This is a genomic window from Neobacillus novalis NBRC 102450, assembly GCF_001591805.1.
Classification (GTDB): domain Bacteria; phylum Bacillota; class Bacilli; order Bacillales; family Cytobacillaceae; genus Neobacillus; species Neobacillus novalis.
On sequence record NZ_BCVP01000012.1, the window covers coordinates 216,860 to 241,083 of the forward strand.

Annotated in this window: 27 protein-coding genes and 1 riboswitch; of the genes, 4 read left to right on the forward strand and 23 right to left on the reverse strand. The window is 38.8% G+C overall.

The window, feature by feature from the left end; genetic code table 11:
- Positions 1 to 2: 2 nt before the first annotated feature.
- The 4 genes from BANVL01_RS28215 to BANVL01_RS11430 are packed head-to-tail and all read right to left on the reverse strand — an operon-like array spanning position 3 to position 3,896.
- Entirely contained in the window at positions 3 to 752 is a 750-nt protein-coding gene (locus tag BANVL01_RS28215) for a LysM peptidoglycan-binding domain-containing protein (protein WP_066089391.1), read from the reverse strand.
- On the reverse strand, positions 749 to 1,354 hold the full coding sequence (locus tag BANVL01_RS11420; RefSeq protein WP_066089394.1) for a CPBP family intramembrane glutamic endopeptidase: 606 nt from the start codon (positions 1,352 to 1,354) through the stop codon (positions 749 to 751). Before BANVL01_RS11420 ends, BANVL01_RS28215 begins: the two co-directional genes overlap by 4 nt.
- Positions 1,351 to 2,859 (reverse strand): RecQ family ATP-dependent DNA helicase, encoded by a 1,509-nt coding sequence (locus BANVL01_RS11425; RefSeq protein WP_066089397.1) that lies wholly within the window; start codon positions 2,857 to 2,859, stop codon positions 1,351 to 1,353. Before BANVL01_RS11425 ends, BANVL01_RS11420 begins: the two co-directional genes overlap by 4 nt.
- Positions 2,859 to 3,896, reverse strand: a complete 1,038-nt coding sequence (locus BANVL01_RS11430) for a YpbB family protein (RefSeq protein ID WP_066089400.1) — start codon at positions 3,894 to 3,896, stop codon at positions 2,859 to 2,861. The genes BANVL01_RS11425 and BANVL01_RS11430 overlap by 1 nt, the downstream gene beginning before the upstream one ends.
- A 267-nt stretch (positions 3,897 to 4,163) precedes the next feature.
- Here BANVL01_RS11430 and BANVL01_RS11435 point away from each other — a divergent pair, with 267 nt between their 5' ends.
- A complete protein-coding gene (locus tag BANVL01_RS11435) occupies positions 4,164 to 4,412 on the forward strand; it encodes a ferredoxin (RefSeq protein ID WP_066060880.1) in 249 nt (82 codons plus the stop codon).
- Between the two features lie 107 nt (positions 4,413 to 4,519).
- On the opposite strand, the gene BANVL01_RS11440 is transcribed toward BANVL01_RS11435, so the two are convergent.
- From BANVL01_RS11440 to BANVL01_RS11525, 18 genes are all read right to left on the reverse strand, one after another.
- Positions 4,520 to 5,113, reverse strand: coding sequence for an ECF transporter S component (locus BANVL01_RS11440; RefSeq protein ID WP_066089403.1), 594 nt, complete (start codon positions 5,111 to 5,113; stop codon positions 4,520 to 4,522).
- Between the two features lie 160 nt (positions 5,114 to 5,273).
- Positions 5,274 to 5,408, reverse strand: a riboswitch (FMN riboswitch).
- 141 nt (positions 5,409 to 5,549) lie between these two features.
- Positions 5,550 to 6,311, reverse strand: a complete 762-nt coding sequence (locus tag BANVL01_RS11445; protein ID WP_066089406.1) for a peptidoglycan DD-metalloendopeptidase family protein — start codon at positions 6,309 to 6,311, stop codon at positions 5,550 to 5,552.
- 171 nt (positions 6,312 to 6,482) lie between these two features.
- A complete protein-coding gene (locus BANVL01_RS11450) occupies positions 6,483 to 7,679 on the reverse strand; it encodes an RsiX family anti-sigma factor (RefSeq protein WP_066089409.1) in 1,197 nt (398 codons plus the stop codon).
- The gene (gene sigX / locus BANVL01_RS11455) at positions 7,654 to 8,205 is read right to left on the reverse strand and encodes an RNA polymerase sigma factor SigX (protein WP_066089412.1); all 552 of its coding nucleotides are present in this window, start codon (positions 8,203 to 8,205) and stop codon (positions 7,654 to 7,656) included. The genes BANVL01_RS11450 and sigX overlap by 26 nt, the downstream gene beginning before the upstream one ends.
- A gap of 210 nt (positions 8,206 to 8,415) precedes the next feature.
- Positions 8,416 to 10,197, reverse strand: a complete 1,782-nt coding sequence (locus BANVL01_RS11460) for an ATP-binding protein (protein ID WP_066089415.1) — start codon at positions 10,195 to 10,197, stop codon at positions 8,416 to 8,418.
- Positions 10,194 to 10,910: a response regulator transcription factor gene (locus BANVL01_RS11465; protein ID WP_066089418.1), complete on the reverse strand. Its 717-nt coding sequence runs from the start codon at positions 10,908 to 10,910 to the stop codon at positions 10,194 to 10,196. Before BANVL01_RS11465 ends, BANVL01_RS11460 begins: the two co-directional genes overlap by 4 nt.
- A 196-nt stretch (positions 10,911 to 11,106) precedes the next feature.
- On the reverse strand, positions 11,107 to 12,294 hold the full coding sequence (ccsB, locus tag BANVL01_RS11470; RefSeq protein ID WP_066089421.1) for a c-type cytochrome biogenesis protein CcsB: 1,188 nt from the start codon (positions 12,292 to 12,294) through the stop codon (positions 11,107 to 11,109).
- Positions 12,295 to 13,917, reverse strand: coding sequence for a cytochrome c biogenesis protein ResB (resB, locus tag BANVL01_RS11475; RefSeq protein ID WP_066089423.1), 1,623 nt, complete (start codon positions 13,915 to 13,917; stop codon positions 12,295 to 12,297).
- A 21-nt stretch (positions 13,918 to 13,938) separates the two neighbouring features.
- On the reverse strand, positions 13,939 to 14,463 hold the full coding sequence (resA, locus tag BANVL01_RS11480) for a thiol-disulfide oxidoreductase ResA (RefSeq protein ID WP_066089426.1): 525 nt from the start codon (positions 14,461 to 14,463) through the stop codon (positions 13,939 to 13,941).
- A gap of 98 nt (positions 14,464 to 14,561) precedes the next feature.
- A complete protein-coding gene (gene rluB, locus BANVL01_RS11485) occupies positions 14,562 to 15,299 on the reverse strand; it encodes a 23S rRNA pseudouridine(2605) synthase RluB (RefSeq protein WP_066089429.1) in 738 nt (245 codons plus the stop codon).
- A gap of 216 nt (positions 15,300 to 15,515) precedes the next feature.
- The gene (locus BANVL01_RS11490) at positions 15,516 to 16,052 is read right to left on the reverse strand and encodes a spore maturation protein (RefSeq protein ID WP_066089433.1); all 537 of its coding nucleotides are present in this window, start codon (positions 16,050 to 16,052) and stop codon (positions 15,516 to 15,518) included.
- Between the two features lie 6 nt (positions 16,053 to 16,058).
- Complete coding sequence (locus tag BANVL01_RS11495; RefSeq protein WP_066089436.1) at positions 16,059 to 16,646, reverse strand: nucleoside recognition domain-containing protein; 588 nt, start codon at positions 16,644 to 16,646, stop codon at positions 16,059 to 16,061.
- Positions 16,639 to 17,784, reverse strand: coding sequence for a D-alanyl-D-alanine carboxypeptidase family protein (locus BANVL01_RS11500; RefSeq protein ID WP_156482262.1), 1,146 nt, complete (start codon positions 17,782 to 17,784; stop codon positions 16,639 to 16,641). Before BANVL01_RS11500 ends, BANVL01_RS11495 begins: the two co-directional genes overlap by 8 nt.
- Before the next feature lie 162 nt (positions 17,785 to 17,946).
- Positions 17,947 to 18,843, reverse strand: a complete 897-nt coding sequence (locus BANVL01_RS11505) for a superoxide dismutase (RefSeq protein ID WP_066089439.1) — start codon at positions 18,841 to 18,843, stop codon at positions 17,947 to 17,949.
- Between the two features lie 128 nt (positions 18,844 to 18,971).
- Positions 18,972 to 19,460, reverse strand: a complete 489-nt coding sequence (locus BANVL01_RS11510; protein ID WP_066089443.1) for a YpuI family protein — start codon at positions 19,458 to 19,460, stop codon at positions 18,972 to 18,974.
- Positions 19,461 to 19,519: 59 nt separating this feature from the next.
- Positions 19,520 to 19,939 (reverse strand): hypothetical protein, encoded by a 420-nt coding sequence (locus tag BANVL01_RS11515; protein WP_066089446.1) that lies wholly within the window; start codon positions 19,937 to 19,939, stop codon positions 19,520 to 19,522.
- Positions 19,940 to 20,043: 104 nt separating this feature from the next.
- Positions 20,044 to 20,631: an SMC-Scp complex subunit ScpB gene (gene scpB / locus BANVL01_RS11520; RefSeq protein ID WP_066089449.1), complete on the reverse strand. Its 588-nt coding sequence runs from the start codon at positions 20,629 to 20,631 to the stop codon at positions 20,044 to 20,046.
- Between the two features lie 18 nt (positions 20,632 to 20,649).
- Complete coding sequence (locus BANVL01_RS11525) at positions 20,650 to 21,390, reverse strand: segregation/condensation protein A (RefSeq protein WP_066089452.1); 741 nt, start codon at positions 21,388 to 21,390, stop codon at positions 20,650 to 20,652.
- A 208-nt stretch (positions 21,391 to 21,598) separates the two neighbouring features.
- On the opposite strand from BANVL01_RS11525, the gene BANVL01_RS26735 reads away from it, so the two are divergent.
- Both BANVL01_RS26735 and BANVL01_RS11530 read left to right on the forward strand, forming a co-directional pair.
- Entirely contained in the window at positions 21,599 to 21,685 is an 87-nt protein-coding gene (locus BANVL01_RS26735) for a YjcZ family sporulation protein (RefSeq protein WP_101650965.1), read from the forward strand.
- Positions 21,686 to 21,859: 174 nt separating this feature from the next.
- A complete protein-coding gene (locus tag BANVL01_RS11530; RefSeq protein ID WP_066089455.1) occupies positions 21,860 to 22,369 on the forward strand; it encodes a DUF309 domain-containing protein in 510 nt (169 codons plus the stop codon).
- 126 nt (positions 22,370 to 22,495) lie between these two features.
- Here BANVL01_RS11530 and BANVL01_RS11535 read toward each other — a convergent pair whose 3' ends face one another.
- Positions 22,496 to 22,846, reverse strand: coding sequence for a GNAT family N-acetyltransferase (locus BANVL01_RS11535; protein ID WP_066089459.1), 351 nt, complete (start codon positions 22,844 to 22,846; stop codon positions 22,496 to 22,498).
- Positions 22,847 to 23,329: 483 nt separating this feature from the next.
- Between BANVL01_RS11535 and BANVL01_RS11540 the strand changes: the two genes are divergently transcribed.
- The gene (locus BANVL01_RS11540) at positions 23,330 to 24,193 is read left to right on the forward strand and encodes a DUF1002 domain-containing protein (RefSeq protein WP_066089462.1); all 864 of its coding nucleotides are present in this window, start codon (positions 23,330 to 23,332) and stop codon (positions 24,191 to 24,193) included.
- Positions 24,194 to 24,224: the final 31 nt, after the last annotated feature.

Consider the following 24,224-nt stretch of genomic DNA (forward strand, 5'->3'; position numbering starts at 1 on the left):
GGCTAGTTGTTTAACGGTATTTTCAAAACTTGACCCACTTGAATTTGGTCACTGGTCAGATTGTTGGCCTTCTTAATAATCTCAATACCTTTTGCTGAATTATAATATTTCTTCGCCAGTTTATAGAGAGTTTCTTGCCGCTGGACCGTATGGTAGATCATTTTATCTTGCTTTGGTGGCGTATTCGGTTGGCTATTGGTCTTCTCTGCTTGCTGCGGACTGTTCTTTTCTGAAACCTGCTTATTCGCATTGCCTGCATTTGGTGCAGGCGGTGGAGCAGAAGAATTGGCATTATTAGTAGTAACAGGCTGGTCAGGTTCGACCTTTGGTTCTTCGCCCTTTTCTACGGGGGTACTTAAGTCCTTATTATCATCCTTTATTTCCTTCGGTTCCTCAGATTTGTTAGATTTATCGTCTAAGATTTCGTCATCTTTCTTCTGATTTTCAAAATTGATTGGTTCATTCCACAATGAGTCTCCTGAATTTTTTTCTGTTCCATTAACTTTTTTCCCGCCATCACGATATGAAATCACACTAAAAATGATGATAGGAAGGAGGATAAAGGATAGGACTAGTAAGCGAATGACAGGATATTTTAGCTTCCATTTTGTTTTCTTTTTCTTTTGACGATGAATCTGCTCTCTCGGAGGTAATTTGTCATCCTCCTCGACAATTTCATTTTTTTCATTAATTTTTTGAATCCGCTGTTTCAATCTCTCCGCTTGATCTCTATATGGTTCTTCTTTATTCACGTCGCAGCTCCCCCCTGTTCATCAGCCGTTTTTATCCGTCTTAATTTTATATATATGCCCAAAAGAAAATCGATAACAAAATGCATAACAATCGTAACCGCTAAATTATCTGTCCACTGATAAATCATCCCAATAACAAAGCTTAGTAAGATAATATTTAAAAATAAGAACCAATTAAAAAGGTAGCGATAGTGGATAATCGCAAAAATTATGCTTGCTAGGATGAGACCAACCCTTGTTTGAATAATCCCGCGGAATAGTAATTCTTCACTAAATGCGACCAGCCCGGCAATCACCATTATATGGATAAAACTTCTTTTTCTAAAAATCCTTTCATTAAGTCCCCCGTCATCATAAAAAGAAGCAGGCAGCAATTTCATTAATACGATATCAATGATAACTACAGCAACACCAGCAGGTATGCCGATAATAGCAATATTAATGTCATTCAAGTGAATCTTGCTCAAATAGGAGAAATGATCAAATAAGAGAAATCCTAAAATGAACGAAATTGCCAGTAGAATGATTTGGGTCATATATAGGTGAAAAAGTAGATCTTTATCCGTTAAACTTATGATTAATTCATTATACTTTTTTTTCATTTGCTCAGCTCACGATTAGTTAAGATTTTGGCAAGATAATCCTTCCACAACTGCTCATTTTCTTTAAGCGTTAGTGTTTGCTGTCCCGTTTGGTAATCGTTTAATTTCAGCCCGCATTGATCACAGCAGAATGGAATCTTTCCCGACAATGTTTCATCAAAATATTGCAAGATTAATTCTCTCCGGCACAAAGTGGATTCCACCCATTTTTTCATTTGAAAAATATTTTTTTTCTTAACGATTAATCTTTCTTTTATTAATTTCTTAAAATCTGCTTGTAGCTCTTCAAGCTGACTTGTATGACGATGCGGGCTGTTAACAAAGTCCTCGACCATTCTCCATTGAATGTCTGAAAAACCACCAAGTTCTTTAAACGAATTCGGCAGTTGCACTCTAACATCCATTAATCGTTGTTCATTCGATATTCTCTTGAACAGCCAATCAATTTGCTGCTCTGAAGGTAATTCTCCTTCTGCAAGATGGATTGGAAGCTGCTCATCTCCAGGTGAATGCAATAATACCGCAATACAAGGAAGTCCATCACGGCCTGCCCTGCCGATTTCCTGAAGATAAGATTCCATTTGCATCGGCATGTGATAGTGGATAATAAACCGAATATTTTCTTTATTTACCCCCATCCCAAATGCACTTGTTGCACAGATTACATCAAGCTGCCCGAAGATAAATTGTTGTTGAATCAAAATTCTTGAATTTTGATCCAATCCTCCGTGATAGGGCATTGCCCGGCAAATCCCTTTATCTACTAGTAATGATGCCATTTGTTCTGCCGCTTTTTTGCTTGTAAAATAAATGATTCCTGGTTTTTGCAGATTAGTTACCAGCTCTATGACTCTGTCTTGCTTATCATGATAATCGGGTACGTTTTCAACATACATCGCTATATTCGGGCGGTCAATCGTCGATTCTATTTTGTTTATTTCTTCTATTCGAAGAGAAGCAATAATATCCTCTCGTACCTTGCTTGTAGCTGTCGCGGTAAGTGCAAGGGTTAAGGGATTTCCTAATTTTTGACGAATGTCGCCCAGCTTTGAATAATCAGGACGAAAATCATAACCCCATTGTGAGATACAATGCGCTTCATCAACGACAAACAATGAGATGTCAAGGTCTTGCAGTCTTCTCATTATAAAGGGAATCCGGAGCATTTCGGGCGATAGGAAAATATACTTATAGCTGCTTAAGCTGCTAAGAACATGATTTCTTTCCTCTGTTGAAAGAAAAGAATTCAAAGCAATGACCCTTTTTTCGCCAAACCGTTTAAATTGCTCTACCTGATCCTGCATGAGGGAAAGAAGTGGAGAAATAATTAAGATTTTCCCTTTTAAAATAAGTCCAGGTAGTTGGTAACACAAAGATTTACCTGTTCCTGTCGGCAGCATCGCCAATGTATGATTTCCTGCCAGGATGGATGAGATTACCTCCTTCTGCCCGGTTTTAAACGAATGATAACCAAAATGCTTTTCTAAAATACTTTCTAATTCCATTACCGATCACCATACTTCGCCAGCACCAACCTTATTTGAAAATAAGTGGCTGCCGGCACTTTCTCCCTTATCAGCTTTAGCTTTTTAGTAGCTGAATGGTTGGATATTTCCAGAATTTTCGTTTGCAGCTCTGAATCCACATAAGTATCTATAGAGAAATCATCGACATTTAATGCAAATTCAACAAAATGATCTTCAATTGTACTTAATTTCAGCTGCCTGTAAGTTGCAATCATCTCAGGTGAAAATCCTTGATTTAATAGTTTTTGCGTTTTCCTTGAAGAGAGTGTTAGTTCATTTTCTTGCTTTAAATCGTGAATTAACATGGCTAAAACCGTAAGGCGAGTGGCATTATCGCTAATTTTTCGAATTAAGTAATGGAGTGTATTTAAGAATCCAATATGGTAATCGTGATATTCCAGCTGCAGTCTTTTAGCTGTCTGCGAAGCCGTTAATCCAATCTGCTGAAAACCTGTCAGCCGAAACACCAACAGCGAGGGATCAATTTCATTGGCGTCATTGAAGCATTCCACTAGCTCGGAATAAACAATTGCACCCATTTCCTTTCTTGGTACTTTAATTTCCTTTAAAACAGATTTCAGCCATTGATGAACATGCTTATTTTTTTGGATAGGTATGTATCTTGATTCTTGGAATACAAGATTCGAAGTGACCTGAATAAATAGACTCAGCCTTTCCCAAAACTGCGTTGTGAATGGATGATAGTCCCAGCCATTTAGGAATTCCGGTAATGGATGGTTTCCTAAAAAAGACTTGCCTGCGGGCGTAAGAAGGAATCGTTGTTCGCCACCATTACAGATCCACTCGCTTTCTTGCATCCATTGAATTATTTCTTCGAAGGATTCTCTTGATAGGGGTTCGTATACTCCAAAAAAGTTTTTCAACGAAAATAAATGGGCATCTTGGATGGTTTGAGATGATTTTTTTCCATTCAAAAGGTGGAAGATGGAATATATTGTCCGTTCCCCGTTTAATTGTGTTAAACAGTAAAGTATTATTGAGGCTAATTGTGCCATCCAAGCTCCTCCCCCACACTTTTTTCGAATTTTCTCGACAAAATGTCCTTTTTTTCTTATTTTATTCTACCATGAAATGAGGATTCTTGTTGCCCGAAATTGTGGAAGTTTATTAAATTCAAATAAACAAACAATAGTATTTAAAAGCATTTTTCTATTGAAAAGTTGCTCATACAGTTTTACAATAGAAATGAGTAATGCGTTTCCATTTTCAGAATGGAAAACGAGGAAGAATAATTTTGTTATATTACTGGGAGGTTTTTTTTCATGGCAAAGTATACGATTGTGGACAAGGAAACTTGCATCGCTTGTGGGGCATGTGGCGCTGCAGCACCAGATATTTATGATTATGATGATGAAGGCATTGCATTTGTAACTCTTGACGATAATGAAGGTATCGTTGAAATTCCAGATGTGTTAATCGATGATATGATGGATGCTTTTGAGGGCTGCCCAACTGATTCAATCAAAGTTGCTGATGAATCATTTGATGGCAATCCAACTAAATTCGAATAATATTTTGTCAAAAAAATATTATTAAGCTACTACCCCCCCGCCTTTTTAGGTGGGGGTTTTTTTATTAAAAAAGGCAAACAGGAGAACTCCTGAATGCCTTTCATTTACTATGCACTTTTTATCGTTGAGAATTTATTAATCCACGCCTGCATCCGGGTGAACAGTAACATAAAGACGAAAGACATGATAACTCCTTTTATGATGTTGAACGGCAGAATTCCAGGTACCACATAGTTACGCATGTCAGGAAAATTCAAGAGGGCAGTATAGGCTGGGAGTATAAAAAGATAATTTAATACACTCATCATAACCGCCATTATGGTTGTGCCAAGTATTAACGCAAGTGTCATGCCCTTCCTCGTCTTTATTTTATTGTATACATAATACGTCGGCAAGATAAACAGAATACCCGCTAGAAAATTAGCAATATGGCCTACTGGAATTCCTGTTTGACTTCCGGTCGCAATATAATTTAGAACATTTTTGAAAAACTCAACTAATATTCCTGCAATCGGCCCAAAGAGTAACGCTGCAATCAATGCGGGGATATCGCTGAAATCGATTAATAAGAAACCTTGGAATGGCGGCAATGGAAAATTTAATAGCATTAAAAGATAGGCGATACTGCTAAGCATTCCAATTGTCACCATCGTTTTTACCTTTGTGTTCTTTGTGTTCTTTGTGTTCTTTGTGTTCTTCATTTTCCTCTCTCCTTTTTTGATCCATCGCTTAAGGAAGAGAGGTTCAGCAATTCAGATGCCTTGTAAAAAAAATACCCTCAAGATTTAATCTTGAGGGAGATTTACGAAGGCATGCTTAATAAACGTTCATCAATAAATATTTTTTGAACGTCTGCAGAACCTCCATCTTCTCCCATCCAGACTATACTGTCGGCTTTGGAATCGCACCAAATCCTGCCAAAAAAGGCTCGCGGGCTTAGAGTATTAGCTACTCAATACCGCCGATCGGGAATTTCACCCTGCCCCGAAGATAGATCGATATTAAATTACAAGTTAATTATACTTTAGAAACGTCATTTTGTTAAGCGAAAGATTTCACCTATCATTTTTTTGGCTTGTTTTTCAACATTTTCGTGACAAAACCCGTGGACATATTTGTCCACGGGTCATAAGATAATCATTGAATAACCAATACTTGTTTCGGTCTAATAAGATCAGAAGTAAGGTGGTTTATTTTTTTTATTTTCGTTATGGTAATCTTTTGTTTTTTTGCAATGGAGTACAAGGTATCGCCTTGTTTGACGATGTAGGTGGCAGCTTTTGATGAAATACTTGATTGTGACTTGCCTTCGACTTCCGGATGCAAATGGGAGCTTGCCGCTAAAACATTTTCAACAATGCTTGCAATTCCACCCTGTACTGCTTCGCCGACGTCCGCTTTTCCGAGGAGACTTTCCGGATCCATTGCATATCTTTTATCATATCTCCATTCCATTTGATGGGTCTCAAAATGGAGATGGGTTCCGGTGGCTACTCCTGTTCTCCCCATTTTCCCAATGACTTCACCCTGTTTTATCGTTTGGCCAGGTAATACAGTCCGCTTATTTAAGTGGGCATAAACGGTTACCAAATTACTTGGATGTTTAATAAATACCACATTCCCATATGTATTAGAATAATAGGCTTTCACTACTTCTCCACTATCAACAGCCAGCACCGGAGTATCGATTTTCCCGGCTATATCGATTCCTTTATGTTTTCCCTGCCTCGTTCCATATGTATCCGATATTACACCGTCTGCCGGCCAAATCCAGCGATCCTTCATTTCTTTTGTCTCGTGCATACCCGCAGCCTCCGAATGTTTGCCGCCTAAGAACAATAAACTGATACAAAGCGCCATAATGATGGCAATCAAAAACCTCTTTATGTAGTCACGCATATTTCATTTTCCTCCTTATAACTTGTCCGCACTCTTCCACACCATATGTTGGTTTATCAGATTTAGAACATATGGATTAGGGAGTCAGGACTAGAGCATATTTGTTATAATTTGGACTACACTTCAATTTTATGCAAAAAAAAATCAACCTGCTCGGTTGATTTTAAAAATCTATTGGATATCACGGAGGTTTGGAGCTACTGGCACCTTGGTCTCCTTAGTTAAATCAAATGGTCCAAGATGTGTTAATTGTGAATCCTTGACAACTACTTTTTCCAAGCCGAATTGTTTAGCTGTTAACAGCAACGCCTCAAACGAAGCTAATGTAAACTGATCATCTTTCATGTCGATAATGCTCTTAAATGAAACAAATAAAGTTTTGTCGTTTACGGTTACATCGGTTAACGGCTGTAAATGCTCCAAAGAGCTTGTCAGCTTGTACGTAGGGTTATTGGTCTCCATATCCGCAAAGGCACTCTGAATATCGCTATAAGCATCTATTGAAGGTGCTAAAAATGGCAAATTGCTTCCTTCGGGAAAATGAAAGAAAAAAGCATGTTTTTTCACATCAATAATATCATGATTTTTTACTCTACCCTCATTACCGAACTCAATACCTTTTTCGTTATTTGTAAAGAAATTCAACTTTTTAATTGTGCTATTTGAGGATACATCATTATTTAAGGTTTTAATAAAACTGGTTTCCTCTGCTGATCCTTGTCCGTACTTATGATCATCCGGAACCACAACGTCCACACTATTTGTTTTTTCATCGATATTCATCGAAAGTTTAAGAGGATAGTAATCAGACAATCCCCATTCCTCTTCCTTTAAGTTCGCCATATTATCAACAAATAGTGTTAACCAAGACTTATCTTTTTCAGCAGGAACGATAATCGAAACAGGAACGAGAATCTGCGCCTGTGAGTCCGGAATCCAATAGGTTAATACCGTTCTATCCCCAACTTCATCCTCATAGACTGCTGTTTTGATGCTGGCTGCACTCATAAGCTCCATTTTTTTGTCGTTCGTTTCAGAAACCGACTTATTTGGTGTAGAAGCTTGGTCTTTCATTGCAATGGTTGAATCCTTTTCAGCTGCTTTCATTGCTTGGCTGTTCCCTGATGATTTTTCCTCTTGTGCGGTATCAAACGAGAAATTTGTCCCATCGTTCATTTTCGGAACTAAGATGAAGAAAAGCAACAATGCCGCCACAGCAGCCAAGCCTGGTAACAGCCATGTTTTCGTTTTACGTTTATTTAGTGAAAGATTTTGGTAAATGTCACGAGGATCGCGATGATCTTTAATTTTTGGCATTTGCATTAATAGTTCTTCGAGCTCTCTATCGCTCCACTCCGACTTTTTCACTAGTTACTGCCTCCTTTTCATAGGACATTTCCATCTGCTTCTTCAATACCTTTAAAGAACGATGCTGCGTAGTTTTAACTTTACTTTCCGTCCAGCCTAATGCTTTAGCTGTTTCAGCAATAGATAAATCCTGCAGATAGCGCAAAATAATGACAGCGCGTTGATCCATTGTGCAAAATTCAAGGCATTTATAAATCCATTTGATTTCTTCTTTCTGGACGGTAATCTCCTCTGGTATTGGATACTCATCCTTCACCTGATTAGTTGACCAATCAAATTTTTCGAGTAATTTTTCTTTCCAGCCCTTTTGTTTACGGAAAAAGTCGATGGCTACGTTTCTAGCAATCGAAAACAGCCATGTCTTTTCGCTGCTTTTTCCTTCAAAACGATCATAAGACTTGAATACCCGAATATAGACTTCTTGAACCAGATCCTCTGCGTGTTCTTTATTTCTGACCATATAAAATAGAAATTGAAAAACGTCATGATGATATTTTTGATAAAGTTCCTCGAAAACGGAGTCCATCATTTCCCCTCCCCGTTCATAATATTAGTCGTTTTCTATGTATAAAAGGTTACACCCTATTAATATAGACTTTTTATAGCCGAAATGGAAGGTATTAACTGAAAGTTATTGATTTAATGATGGGAGGATTATTGGAAAAAGCTCATCCTAATGGATGAGCTTTAATTGTTCCTCGTGAATCAAGAACAATCGGCAAATTACTTGTAAATCTTACTTTTTTCGAGGGAGCAGGAAGGAGAATGTCGTTCCTATCCCGACTTTACTTTGAACCGAGATATGGCCTCGATGTGCATCGATAATATTCTTTGCAATCGCAAGCCCGAGCCCGGTACCAGCTCTCCCCCTTGTCCTTGCTTTATCTGCTTTATAAAAGCGCTCAAAAACAAACGGTAAATCTTCCTCTGGGATACCGGAGCCAGAATCTTTTACTTCCATCCTTATGCCATTATCTTCTGAAGTAATCGTAACCTTAACTGACCCTTTTCTTGGGGTATGCCTAATCGCATTATCAATTAAATTTGTTAAAACCTGTTCAATCCGATCAGGGTCAAACGAAACAGAAGAAATTACCTTCTCTATTTCAGCATCCAACTGAATGTCACGGTCTTTTGCCAATCCTTGGAACTTATGAATAATCCTGCTGATAAATGGCGCAAGATCTATCTCTTCCGAGGTTAATTGTAAATGTCCAGCTTCCATCCGTGCCAGATCCAAAAGTTCATTAACCAGCCGGCCCATCCGTAATGATTCATCATAGATGACCTTTGCCATTTCCTTCTTTTCTTCCTGTGATTCAGCAATATCGTCTACAATCGCTTCACTATAGCCCTGGAGCATAGAAATCGGTGTCCTAAGTTCATGTGAAACATTGGCAATGAAATCCTGCCTCATCTTTTCTAATTGTCTTTCCTCCGTCATATCCCTTAAGACAGCTACAGCACCGCGGATAAACTGGTTACTATATAAAGGACTCACCAAAATGACCCAATGCCGGCCTTGAAGTGAAATTTCACCAATTTGCTCCTTTTCAGTATCAACAGCTTGTTGAAAAAGCTCCATTACCTGGGATGGGATAGCCTCCGAATCCTTTGTAAATCCATCTTTTTCATAATACCAATATTGGAGAAATCGGTCTGCAGGAGGATTAGTGATTAAAATTGTTCCATCCCGATTAAAGGTGATGACTCCATCTGCCATACTGCTTAAGATACTGGCAAGCTGCTCTTTTTCTTGGCTGAGGGCATTCATGTTGAACTTTAACTGCCTGCCCATCTGATTAAAGGCCGTTGCCAGCTCGCCAATTTCATCATGAGTAAGGATAGGAACCTTCGTATCGAATTTCCCTCTCGCCACTTCAAACGCAGCCTCTCTCATTTTTCTAAGCGGTGCAGTAATTCGTGTAGATAGAAAGAAGGCAAAAATAGTTGTTAGAATAATGGCAACACCCGCAACAAGCAGAATAAACTTTGTCGTTGAATGTGTGGTCTCCTGCATCACTTCTAAGGATTGATAAATAAATACAGCACCATTTTTTTCACCTGGCAGATGTAGCGGAACACCTATTATTGAATAATTGGTGCCTCTCATCCCATCATTAGCCGATAAATCAGAAACCTTTTCAACCGTTGTGTTTTTGCGAAACACCTTTGATAATTCAGGATCACTTTTAATATCTGCTAGCGATAATTTTTTCGCACTTTCTGTATTCGGAGAGTAATAGATTTCATCATCATTTTTTACTATGACGACTTTAGTTACATCATCGATAATTTCCCAAGATATTTCTAAACCAAGCGGTAATTTATCGTTTGGATGTACTTCTAGGACATGGGCAATTTTTTCAGCTGTATGGGTTAAGTCCTTCTTGGTTTGTTGGATATTATAATTTTGGAAGAACTCAAGCAGCATGACTGTTAAGATAAACAGGATGAATGAAACTAATAAAAGGATGGTAAACCAAAGTTTACCTACAACGCTTCGTAAAAAGGTCATTCATTAACTACCTCAAATTTGTAGCCGACTCCCCAAACCGTTACAATCATTCTTGCGGCTTGTTCGGAAACCTTGTTTAATTTTTCACGCAGACGTTTTACATGGGTATCAACCGTCCGTAAATCACCGAAAAATTCATAATGCCAAACTTCTTTCAGTAATTGTTCACGATCAAACACTTTATCCGGGGCCTTTGCCAAGAAATAAAGCAATTCATATTCTTTTGGCGTTAAACTAACTTCCTTGCCATCAGCAGTTACCCTATGGGCATCATTGTCAATTGTCAAATGTGGAAATACAATGACATCTTTCGTTGTTGTTTCTGTTTGCAGATAGCTTGTTTGTGATGCCCTTCTTAACAGCGCTTTAACTCGTAAGACAACCTCACGTGGGCTGAATGGTTTGACAATATAATCATCTGTGCCCACTTCAAAGCCCTGAACACGATTGATTTCCTCACCTTTTGCCGTTAACATGATTATCGGAGTTGCCTTTTTTTCTCTTAGCTCACGACAAACTTCAATTCCATCCTTACCAGGCATCATTAAGTCGAGCAAAATGACATCATAATCATTTGCTGTTGCTTTGATTAAAGCCTCGTTTCCATCTTCTGCTTCATCAATTGTATACTCTTCACGCTCTAAATACATTTTTAATAAACGGCGAATTCTTTCCTCATCATCTACTACTAAAATTTTCACGTCTCGATCCATTATTAATCCCCCCATAGAGTTTATTTTACAAAATGGTATAGTTTTTTGCTATCTTTTCGTGGTATTTACCCCTATAAAAAGTGTCAATAATTCGACAAAGTCAAATATCTACAATAAAGTATTTTCTTTTTTTGATAAAAAGCCTTCACTTATCCGAAAGTGAAGGCTATATGGTTAAAGTTAGTTCAGCCGGAAATTAAGAACCAGCATAAGAATGCAGACCGGCGATAATCAGGTTAACGGCAACAAGGTTAAACATAATAATAACAAAACCGATTACAGCAAGCCATGCCGATTTTTCTCCGTGCCAGCCTTTGGAGAGACGAAGATGCATAAAGGCAGCATAGAATAACCAAGTGATTAATGCCCAAACCTCTTTCGGGTCCCAGCCCCAGAACCTGGACCACGCCATTTGTGCCCATATCATCGCAAAAACCAGCCCTCCGAGAGTAAATACTGGGAAACCAATTAACACGGATCGATAACTAATTTCATCAACAAAGTCGAGATTAATGTTTTTCACGAGCGGTTTTAGTCCTGCGGCAATTCGCTTCCGTAAGACTAATCTAATTAAGCCGTATAGGACTAAACCGGCCATTAATGACCAAATAACGGTATTTAATTTTTTGGCATTTATGATTGCCGGCATTTCGACTAGGGGTTTAAAGCCCTCTTTAGTCAGTAATTCTCCCTCATGTGGTCCGGTTATGGCAGGCATGGTGTATTCCATAACATTTACCTTCCCATGTTTATCTGTCCAATTAAATGTTTCATGATATCCTGATGCTGAAAATATTGTTGAAACAGCAACAAATCCTAGTACGGCTATTAACGAAAACATCACTGCTTCCAGCCAAAAGGTTCGCTTGCTCGATTTTGTTTGATCAATCGCCTTGACGAGATAAATCACACCGGCTGCAAAACTAATTGCCAAGATGGCTTCTCCAATTGCTACCGTTGTAACATGAATATGGAGCCAATAACTTTGTAACGCTGGAATCAATGGAGAAATATCTTTTGGGAACATACTAGCATAGGCGATAACTAAAAGGGCCACAGGCATTGTAAATAATCCAAGCAAAGAAGTCCGATAAATAAAATAAATAACAATGAACGCACCTACAAGCGCCATCCCAAAAAACGTTGTAAACTCAAACATATTACTTACTGGAGCGTGTCCTGATGCAATCCATCTAGTAACAAAATACCCTAGCTGCGCAATAAAACCAACAATTGTTAAAGCTACAGCAATAACACCCCATTTGTTAGTTCCTTTATTTTCATTAAGCTCCTTCTTTGATTTTATCGCTCCCCCATAGAATGGGGTTGCAACTAAATAAAGAATAAAAGCAATAAACAGTAAATTACTACTTAATGATGCCAACTAAATCCCCTCCTTGTCCGTCTTTTCACTTTGCTGCTGATCTTCTGGGATGTTTAGTTTTGTATCCCTTAGAACCTTTTCAATCTCTTGTTTAAGGCCATACCAATTTTTGTTCGTGTGTGCCGAAATCCAGACCTGCCCATCTTTTTGTTGGATCCAAATCCGGCGATGGTTCCAGTAGGCGCCTTGGATAACACCAATCATGAACAGGATTCCACCCAAAATAATCGCCCATAACGTTGAATCCTTGCGAACGATAAATCCTGAGGTATTTTTGGTTTCAATCCCCTTAAATGCCATCTTATACGTATTATCGCCAAACGGCTCAATTGTCTGCTTGATGGCAACAAAACTCGTTTCACCCTCTGGCTTTTCCGGTGAAATCATCTGAAAGACAAAAGCTGGATTATTGGGTACTCGCGTTTTCGTTGTCGGCTCGCCGTCCTTGGCGAATTCAAAGTCTGGAAAATAATTAAGAATTTTCACTGCATAGCCATTTCCAAGATCATACGTTTCTTTTGGATCTTGAAGATCAATTTCCAGTTCACCAACAGATTGGTTGGTGTTTTTATTCGCCAAGAAAAAGCTCATTGATTTTAGCTCACTTCTAAATGAGGCTTGAAAGATCGAATAGCCTTCAAAGTCGAGCGGGTGATTTACACGAACCTTATATTCCTTTACCTTCTCAAGCTTTGGCTTTTCCCCAGGCAGGTTATCGCTAACCCGTTTATAAAGGACAACATTTGATTGGTAATTTTTCACCACATCACCGGCACGTTCTAGGGCTTTTTCAAAGGTTTTATTTTGGTCTTTATCATAGTGCTGCAAAATAAATTGATTGTTTTGCAGATAAAATGTTTCTCCCGTTTCTGGGACAGCAGCGGTTTCCCCCTCTTTCACCCATAAGTTCTCATTAACAAACATTCCCGGTATAAAACGAAGCATGCCCCCGAACAAGAAAATGATTAAACCAACATGGTTTATGTACGGGCCCCAGCGGGAAAATCGGCCTTTTTCCGCCAATAAATCGCCATTTTCTTCGCGAACATGGTAACGTCTTTCCTTTAAATGTTCCTTCACTAAATGTAAGTCTTTATCATTTATTTCGGTATTGATTCCAAATAGACGCTGGCGCTTGAGGAATCCAACATGCCTGGTTACTCTTTGTACTTTTAACGCCTTATATAAAGGGACAACGCGGTCAAGACTACAAATGACGAGCGAAATTCCAATCATTGCTATTAATAATAAATACCACCATGAGCCATATAAATCATGAAATCCCAGCCGGTAATATAATTCCCCAAACCAACCGTACTCTTGTTTGTAGTACACTTCCGGCGGCAGATCAATATACATTTTCTGCGGAAGGACGGTTCCTAGGATTGATGCAAGTAAAGTAAGGACAATCAGCCAGACCCCAACCTTTACAGACGAAAAGAAATTCCAGATTTTATCAACAATCGTTTTATTATAGGTTTGTGAGCGGCGTGCACTGCCTTCATAGCGCATATCCAGTAATTGATCTTTGTTTTCCCGCTCATCCAATATCTTACCGCACGCTTCGCATAACACGGTTCCATGTGGATTCACGTGCCCGCATTCACATTTCACATCTTTCATTCCAAAAAACTCCCTGCACCCTTATGGTTTTATTTTCTCCATAAATTCCCTAATTGTGTTTTCAGTCAGCTCGCCTTTATGATATTTAACCACTTTGCCATTTTTATCAATTAAAAATGTTGCTGGCAACGGTTCAATACCATACACATTCATGACATCCTTATTGGTATCAATCATAATTGGGAAATCAAGCTTGAGGCGGTCTGAAAATTGATTCACGGCGAGTGCGGATTCATCGATATCAACCGTTAATACCTGAACTCCTTTGTCTTTATATTGATGGTATTGATTATTGATATAGGGCATTTCCTTTTTACAAGGAGGACACCATGTTCCCCAAAAATTCAAGAATACGCCCTGTCCCCGGTAGTCTGAAAGACGATGCTTGTTTCCCTGCATATCAACCAGGGCAAAATCAGGCGCCATTTCACCAATTGCCACTTTTTGTTTATTATCTTTTGTAAAATTCGCATAAAGCGTATAGGCAACGGCAGCACCTAATACAAGCAAAATGATTGTTCTTATTACTAATCGCCGTTTTTTCATACAGAACCCCCCAGTAAATCAGCTGTCACAGTTTGTCTAAATTATATCATTTTACAATATCTATATAGTGTTTATGAGAGAAACTAATTGTGACGATTCTATGAATTTTTTTTAGATCTATCTATTGCTAACGCCCTAAGCTGCTTAACCTCATGCGGAGTTAGTTCCCTTGCCTCGCCAGCTTTTAAACCGCTCAATGTCAAAAATCCATATCGTTCACGCTTTAATTTCACCACTTCATGACCTATCGCTTCAAACATCCTTCTAACCTGCCGATTCCTGCCCTCATGAATACTAATCTCAACAATTGCCGTTTGTTTTTTCTTATCTCCTGAAAGCATTTTCACTTTGGCTGGTGCTGTTTTCCCGTCCTCCAGCCGAATTCCTTTTTCTAGTTTTCTTAGGCTCTCCCGTAAAGGAATTCCCTTGACTTTGGCAACATAGAGTTTTTCAACTTCATTGCTAGGGTGCGTCAGTAAATTGGCAAATTCCCCATCATTCGTTAACAGCAATAATCCTGATGTATCATAATCCAGGCGTCCAACAGGGAAAATTCTTTCTTGATAGTTTGAAAAGAAATCTGTAACGACCTTCCGCCCTTTATCGTCGCTGACACTTGAAATGACCCCTCTTGGTTTATATAAAAGAAAATAGACCGGTTCTTCTTTCTCAATTTGGATTTCATTTACTTCAATCTTATCGGAAGAAGTAACCTTCACACCCAGTTCCGTAACGACCTTGCCATTAACCTTTACTCTGCCTTCTTTTATCAGTTCCTCAGCTTTTCTTCTGGATGCAATCCCAGCTTGAGCAATCACTTTTTGCAATCTTTCCATTTAGTTCACCTCAAAATTTTTCCGAATATGCAAGTTGACTTTTTTTCACGCTGCTTTATAAATAGGAATATCCCCTATTTACCCTCAAAGCCTTTTCATCTTACTATTCTAATGAATTATGACACAAATTCTCCACTTTTCAAAGTAACGGGATTTTTATTCATAAAGAAAAAAGTAAGCTCTCTAATTTAAAGAACTTACTTTCTTGTTTTCTATTTATTTTGTTCCAAATACTAGTGCCACCACGACAATGGCGGCAACTATTCCGACTAAATCAGCAAGCAGCCCGACTTTAAGGGCGTCGCCCATTTTTTTGATTCCAACTGCTCCAAAGTAGACGGTTAATACATAAAAGGTCGTATCCGTACTTCCTTGTAATACCGATGCCAGCCGGCCAATAAACGAGTCCGGATGATGGACGGCAATTAAATCACTTGTCATTCCAAGTGCGGCTGTTCCAGAAATTGGCCTAATGATTAACAATGGGACAATTTCTGCCGGCACTGATAGCGAATTCATTAGGGGGCGAATCCAATTCATTAAGGCGTCCAATGCACCAGAGGCACGAAAGATGGAGATTGCAACCATCATTCCCACTAGAAACGGAATGATCGATACCGCTATTTTTATTCCCTCTTTTCCACCTTCAACAAAGCTTTCATAGGTTGGGACTTGTTTAAATGTTCCATATAATAGAATAAATCCGATTAATAAAGGGATAAAAGTTAATGAAATTACCGAGATTAGCTGCATACTTTATCATCCTTTACGGCTTCTGCGATAATAAAAATAACGGTCTATCAGAATCGCCCCTATTGCCGATATAATCGTGGCAATGATGGTTGGGACGACAATTTCGGTAGGCGAAGCTGAATTATAGTTCATGCGAATCGCAATGACAGTAGTAGGAATAATCGTTATGCTCGCAGTATTTATTGCCAAAAAGGTGACCATCGACCTGCTCGCAGAATTTTTTCCGCCATTTAGTTTCTTCAGTTCCTCCATTGCTTTAATACCAAGTGGTGTAGCCGCATTTCCCAATCCAAACATATTTGAAATCATATTCGATAAAATATAGCCCATCGCCGGGTGGTTTGTTGGGACTTCAGGAAAGATGATTTTTACTAGCGGGCGAAATAATTTAGACAGTCGTTCAAGCAGGCCTGACTCCTCAGCAATCCGCATCATTCCCAGCCAGAAGACAAGAACACTAATTAAACCGATACAAAGTGTGACTGCTTCCTTCGCGCCATCAAATATGGCCTTGTTCACTTCCTCCATTGTTCCATTGAACAGCCCAAAGATAATCCCCACTATCGCCAAAAACGCCCAGATATAATTAACCATTGACGTTCACACCGATAACTGCTAGGAAAATGTTCTTAAAAAAATGAAACAATCCTTTCTTCTTTTCAGGCTCGTTTTCATAGTAAATCGGGGTTTCCTCGACCACCCTGCCATCTAAATAAACGGCTGCCTTGCCAACAATTGTTTCGGCTTTCTTAGAAGAAGACCACTTTTTCTCGGCCTTAGATACCTTATATTTTACTGAAAACAAGTCTGTTTCAGCGCTTGTCGCAGGGTAGACAATTGATTTTTTCACGTACAAATGATTTTCATAGTCATTGTTTTTGCCTATATCAATTTTCCCCTTCGAGACTACTTCAAACATGTCGAAGCCTTTAAACCCATTTTCGTACATGGAAATATGATCATTCCAGTCATCAGGCCCATTTAAGGTTACCGCAATCAGACTCATATCTCCTTTTGTCGCGGTTGTGACTAGCGTTCTTTTCGCACGTTTGGTAAACCCTGTCTTCCCTCCAGTGCAATATTTGTATTTTGACAGCAGGCGATTTTTGTTTTTCCACTCGCGGTCCCAATTTTCCGTTGGATTCGGTGCATGATATTCCTTAGTGCCGGAAATCTTTTGAAAGGTCTTATCTTTCATGGCATAGCGCATCAGGATGGCCATATCATAGGCGGTTGAATAATGATTTTCATGATCATCAAGTCCATGAGGATTAGCAAAATGGGTATTGTACATCCCAATTTCCTTTGCCTTTTGATTCATTAAATAGGCAAAGCCATCGACACTTCCGCCGACGGATTCGGCAATCGCTACAGCCGTATCATTTCCAGACCTTAGCATCAAGCCATATACGAGATCGTTTAGCTTGATTTTTTCCCCTGGTTTTAAATAAACGGATGACCCTTCTGCACGAGTTGCTTTTTCACTTACCTTAACAGTTTGATTCATTTTCCCCGATTCAATTGCGAGAATGGCGGTCATGATTTTTGTTATACTGGCAATTCTCCTTTTTGTGTGGGCATCTTTCTCAAACAAGACGCGGCCAGATTGCTGTTCGATTAGGACAGCACTAGCAGCACTTACTCCAAGGGAAGCATCCACCTTTTGAGGAATGTTTGCAATGAATAGTGAGACCATGAGGAAAAAAATTATTGACTTTGAAATCATTCTCATCAGATTTACCTCGTCCCCTTCTTTACTGATTTATCCTTGTACAATTTTATGCGGGACAAGGTCTAATATGCCTAAAAATAAAAGCGGAAGCGCCCGTTTAGCGGCAAGAAAAATGAAAGCATCCGACGGCTGTCGCATGCTTAAATTAGGAGCTATCCATTATTAAAGTGCCGGCCATTTAATGTCGGCTGCTTTTTCAAACCTCATTTCAACATCATGCCAATTAACAATATTCCACCATTTGTCCACGTATTCAGCCCTGTTATTTTTGTATTGGAGATAATAGGCATGCTCCCAAACATCGAGGACAAGAAGCGGGATCGTGTCCCACTGGGTCAGGAGCATATGCCGTTCCGATTGTAATACCTCTAAATGTCTTGCCCTTGATGACCAAACTAAAAGGGCCCAGCCGACACCTTCAACTTGTTTAGCCGCTTCTGAAAATTGGTTTCTAAAAGCGGAGAAGCTGCCAAAATATTGGTCTATTTCTTCTTTAAGGAGGCCACTAGGCATTCCACCGCCATTTGGGCTCATGTTTTTCCAAAAAATCGTATGAAGATAATGCCCTGACCCGTGAAAGGCAAGCTCTCTAGACCAATGCTTTATCAATGAAAAATCATTTGTCTCCCTTGCTTTCTTTAGCTTAAGTTCAGCTTTATTTAACCCATCAACATAGGCCTGGTGGTGCTTCTCGTGATGCAGTTTCATTATTTCTTCTGATATATAGGGCTCTAATCCATTAGAGGAGTAAGGAAGCTCTGGGAGCGAATGACCACCTGGTGGAATATGTTTTTCAACTACCCAAATGGCTCCAATCCCTTTTTCTTGTTTTCTTTTAAAATAATCTTCCAAATGTTCATGGATATGCTCAGCTTTTGTTTGAAGGAATAGGAGCTCCTCATTTGATAAGTCGCGGTCTGTGCTTTCAATCAGTTCGGCAAAATCATCAAGCTTTTCCCAAAGCTCAGAGTCTTGGCTAACCTTCTCAGAATTTAAAAACTGTTTCATTTGCTCATTCCATTCAAATAGATCATGGACATATCGACTAAACCGATCCATCTTACCCCCCCATACCGTTGCTGTTTTACCGCTTGAATTTGGTAGTCTACCTAAATGGTATGATAGCTAAGATTTTTTAAGAACGGATAAAAGGCTGCCCCGTTAAAAAGGACAGCCATTTCGAAAGATTATTTTGTTTGAATCATTTTTGTCCGGTAATCTGTTTCATAATACTCAAGTTCTTCTCTAATCCGCTGGAATTCACCTTCAAGACTATTTAGCAGACGGGCTATGCTAGCCGGGACATTTCGATAAAACTTAATGGAATTCCTGCCTGTGTAGGCGGACCTACTGTCTTCAAACCAGGCATCATTCTTTGGTGAGAAAAACTCTTCAATACATTGATGATAAATTTTGTACAGCGTCTTTTCCGCTGCCGCTTTTTGAAAAGGTTCACATTGCAAAATAATCGAGCAGGCATCCAAGCCTTCCTCACTATACACGATAAGTCTACGTAAATTTGCAAAGATTAACTTCGTATAGGTCCGGTCATCCTCGATATCTTCAATCAACTTTGTTATTGTTGTTTCATTAAGGAAGTCCTCTAAAGTTGTAATAGTCTTACTTAGAAACTCTTTTACATCGTTTAGTTGTGAATTTACTAACCTATTCCCCATCGTTACCCCCCTCGTCTAGCTCCACTTCATACGCTGCTAAACGTCCGCTTCCGCTTTTCTTATTTCGGCTGCATGATAAACTCAAGCGGCGAACGAAGCTGATAACCTTTATTTTGTTTAAGAGCTAGAAATATTTCAGGCAGTTTATCAAAATTAATATCTTGAAAATAGGATGCAAACTCATACTTGGAATTGATATAGAGGCGCTTCCGTCTGCGCAAACCAGGATTTTTCAACAGGCAGACAAGTGCCACGATATCCTTGAACTGGACCTCATTTCCGTCTTGAAGCATGATTGAGTTTTGTTCGTACGGAGTAAATTCCTGAATAATTTCATCAAAATAACGAACATAAAGAACGTGAAGTGTTTTTTCCTCGCCGTCCTCGGTAAACGTAACCTCACTCCGGTTAAAAAAGTCCTCCGAAGTATTTGATTGTTCCTTTTCTAATTCAAACCCTCTACACTCTTTAATTAGCAACTTAATCCCGCTCCTTATCGAAATGCTCATTCCATTTATGACAGTAAAAACCATTTTAAAAACATATACTTATTTTAACATAAATTTTGATTGTCGTTTGAAGATTAAGAATTAATCGTTTCCTGAAACTTAGAAAAGAATAAATCGGCTTCCTCTTGAATATATTCATCTTCCACTTTTTCGGGGAGCTGTGGAAGCTCCTTCAAGCTTTTTAGACCAAAATAATCGAGAAACTCTTTCGTTGTACCGTATAAATAAGCTCTGCCGGTGCCTTCCGCCCGGCCGACATCTGATATTAACACTTTTGATATTAGTGTATGTAAGGGCCGCTCTGTTTTCACACCGCGAATTTCTTCAATTTCCGCTCTAGTAATCGGCTGTTTATAGGCAATGATTGCCAACGTCTCTAAAGCTGCTTGAGACAAAGTCGATGTATGCGGGGAATCTACCAGCTTCTTTAAATAGACCGCATTTTCTTTCTTGGTTGCAAGCTGATAGGTACCAGCCAGCTGGACAACCATGATTCCTCTTTTGTCATCTCGGTCATATTCTTTTTTTAAATCCTCAATGATTTCACTAGCCTTTAGCTCGTCTACATCTAGGACCTCTGCTAATTGCTTTAACGAAAGCCCTTCATCACCAGCTGCAAATAAAAGGCTTTCGATAATGCTCGACCAATTAATAATATCCAACCAAATCTATCCTTTCCTTTAAAAAGCTTCTACATAAATATCTCCAAAATTTTCTTGCTGCCAGACGTCAATTTCTTTCCTTTTGATCAGCTCCAAAACGGCCAAAAAAGTAACGACTTTATGACCCTTGGCTGGAAAGGGAAATAAATCATTAAAATTCTTTCGCCCTTTAAGCTGTTTTAATTCATCCATTATTTCCGTCATTCTTGTTTCAATTGATATTTCATGGCGGGTAATTTTGGCCGCCATGGGGCGCTGAAGTTTCTTTCGTCGTAATAATTTTTGAAAAGCAGCCAGCATATCATAAAGAGAGACATTTAACTCTGACTTTCCAGGCTGAAGCCCCTTTGCAAAATCCGATAGGTCGCTTGGTGGTTTTGTATACATTAAGCCGCGCTCTTCTTCCATTGATTTTAAATCATGCGCAGCCTCTTTGTATTTCCGATACTCTATTAAACGCTCAACAAGTTCATCCCTAGGATCGTCCTCAAAGGACACTTCCAGGTCCTCGTCAGCGAACACCTCTTCATTCTTTGGTAAAAGCATTTTACTCTTAATCGCAAGCAACGTAGCAGCCATTACCAAAAACTCACTTGCGACATCAAGTTTTAGCTCCGTCATTGTTTTAATATAGATTAAATATTGTTCCGTAATTTGAGAAACTGGAATATCATATATATCAATTTCGAGCCGGTTAATTAAATGGAGCAGCAGATCTAGCGGCCCTTCAAACGCATCAATTTTCACCTGATACGGCATTATCTCTCACCAAAATTCTAAAAAAATTTTAATTGATTACTTATTTACTGCGACTATAAATAGTATAGAGGATTCAATTAGGTTATCCAATAGAAAAATAACCCTAGAGGGGCTTTATTACGAAAACGTGATGTTTGCCCATAACAATGGACAATTTTCTTACATATGATGACAAGGAAAAGAACAAAACATTTTAGGAGGAATAAATATGGATGGCGGTTTCGGAGCGGGTTTTGCATTAATCGTTGTTCTATTCATTTTGTTAATTATCGTTGGGGCTTCCTGGGTCTATTAATATAAAAAATACGGAAGTACCTGCATAGTTAGCACAGTCCCACCTGAGGACTGACAATATTGATTAGAATAAGAGGAAACCCGTCTATCCTGACGGGTTTTTTTATGCCTTTTAACCAATGAATTGGCCCGTGTGTGATAAACTGGATATAAACCACTTTATTAGGGGGATTATATGTATCCGCAAGAATACATTCAATTTTTAACCCATTTTCATGGTGACAGAGATTATTTTGAGTGTCATGAAGTACTTGAAGAATTATGGAAAAAGACAGATTCCGGCAACAAAGATTCCAGCTGGGTCGGACTTATTCTATTAGCCGTTTCTACTTATCATCACCGCAGAGGTAATTTTAATGGGGCGAAACGAACATTAGAAAAAGCGTTAAAGATTTTTGAAACGCCGGCCAATCTTGGTTTAGATACACAGCAGCTTAACAAATTGTTATCAGAACGATTATCGCTAATTGATACAGAAGCTGCCTATACCAGCTTTGAATTACCAATCTGTGACCCAGTCTTGTTAGAAGTATGTAAAAAATCCTCTGCCAGCGCTGGATTGGTTTGGGGGCAAGGAAGTGACATTACGAATATGAGCCTCATTCATCGCCATAAACTAAGGGACAGAACAGACGTTATTCGAGAGCGAGATCAGTCATTAAAGAGGCGAAAAGGCAGCGAATAAAATTTACTCGCTGCCTTTTGGTAAAGGGGCGGAGCGCCACATAAACGAATCAGTAGAGCCCAGCTTAACCTTGATATACAATTTTGGACAATGAATGATGTGAAGCAAAGCTCTGCTCACACCGCCTTAGCAAATATCACATTTTTCGATAAATCCAGCTGTATTTTCGTTTGCGATAATTTCTTTATCGGCATACATTTCCTTCAGTGCTTTAACCATCCGTTTCCCAACCCCCTGAAAACGATGGGAAGGATTTACTGAAATATGCTGAATCTCAAGGGAATTTGTATCTTTATGATACAAGACCCCAAGGAGACCAATAATGTCTTCCTCTTTCCAGAGAAAAAGCTGCCAATCCTCTTCAGTTTCATATTCCCTCATGGTTTGCTGGAGCTTCTTTAAGTCCTTTTCGTTCGGCATAAAGGACAATAGACCCATCGCAATTTTTTCCAATGTTTTCTTATAACGAATTAACATTTAGATCCCTCATTATATCAAATAAACCGATGAAATCCCTGGTTTAGCAATAGTATATTTTTTCCAAATAAATCATTAATAAACCTTATTCATTATATGTAGTTGAATTTATAATGTTTCTCTTAATCACAATCATACAGAATAAATGGCAAATCATCAATGAATAATCTAGCTATGATTAGGTCCAATAAAAATCCAGTAGATCATTCCCCAAATTACGGATAGCCCGATAAGTATGCTAAATAAGATCCAGTTGTTCCTTTTCATTAAAAACTTTCCTCCAACAAGAGTTCTTCTGTCCTTCATTCTACACCATCTAACAGAAATAATCTATTTTCTCTTACAAAATTTGCATTTCAACCAGTAAAGTTTTAAAATCTATGAAACTTCTAAGTTAAATTATACGTTTATATTATTGGTTTCGGTTATATTAATAAATGAATACTCTCTTGACTAACATGAGATTACCCAAGGAGGCAAACAATGAAAAAAGTACTTATTATGCTAATTACCACTTTTATGCTCGCAGTTCCTCTCCGGGGCTTAGCCGACATGGCTGAGGGCGACATGATTGTCACATTAGGCGAAAATTTAACAACAGAGCAAAAAAACAAGTTATTATCAGAAATGGGTGCACCGGAGGATGTTCAAATCGTTCCAGTCTCAAATCAGGAAGAACATCAATATTTAGGGAAATATGTAGCCAAATCTTTAATTGGCACTAAGGCAATCTCTTCCTCAGCGATTACCATGGCACCAAAGGGTTCCGGGATTACCGTTAAAACCAAGAATATCAATTGGGTTACTGATGAAATGTATGTGAATGCGCTGATTACGGCGGGAGTCAAGGATGCGGATATTTATATTACGGCACCAATTGCCGTTTCTGGAACCGCTGCGTTAACAGGCATTATTAAAGCCTACGAAATTTCAGCAGATAAAACCATTCCTGAGGAAGTTAAACAGGCGGCAAACCAAGAGATGGTTGAAACTGCCAAATTGGGCGACTCCATCGGTGATAAGAATGCCGCGGCATTAATTGCCAAAGTAAAAGAAGAAATCGCCAAGAAAAAACCGAAAAACGATGAGGAATTACGAAAAATCATCGATCAAGCGGCTAAGGATTTAAACGTTAAGCTTAGCGATAAGGAAATGCAAAGACTCCTTGACTTTTTTAATAAGCTAAAGGATTTGAATATCGACTGGAAACAAGTAAGCGATCAGCTGAATAAAGCAAAAGACCGCATTTCTAAATTTCTTCAATCCGAAGAGGGACAAGGTTTCTTTGAAAAAATCAAGCAATTCTTTATTTGGCTGATTGATGCGATTAAATCTCTCTTCTCTTAATTTGTTGAAAAAGCTGCCGGATTACACGGCA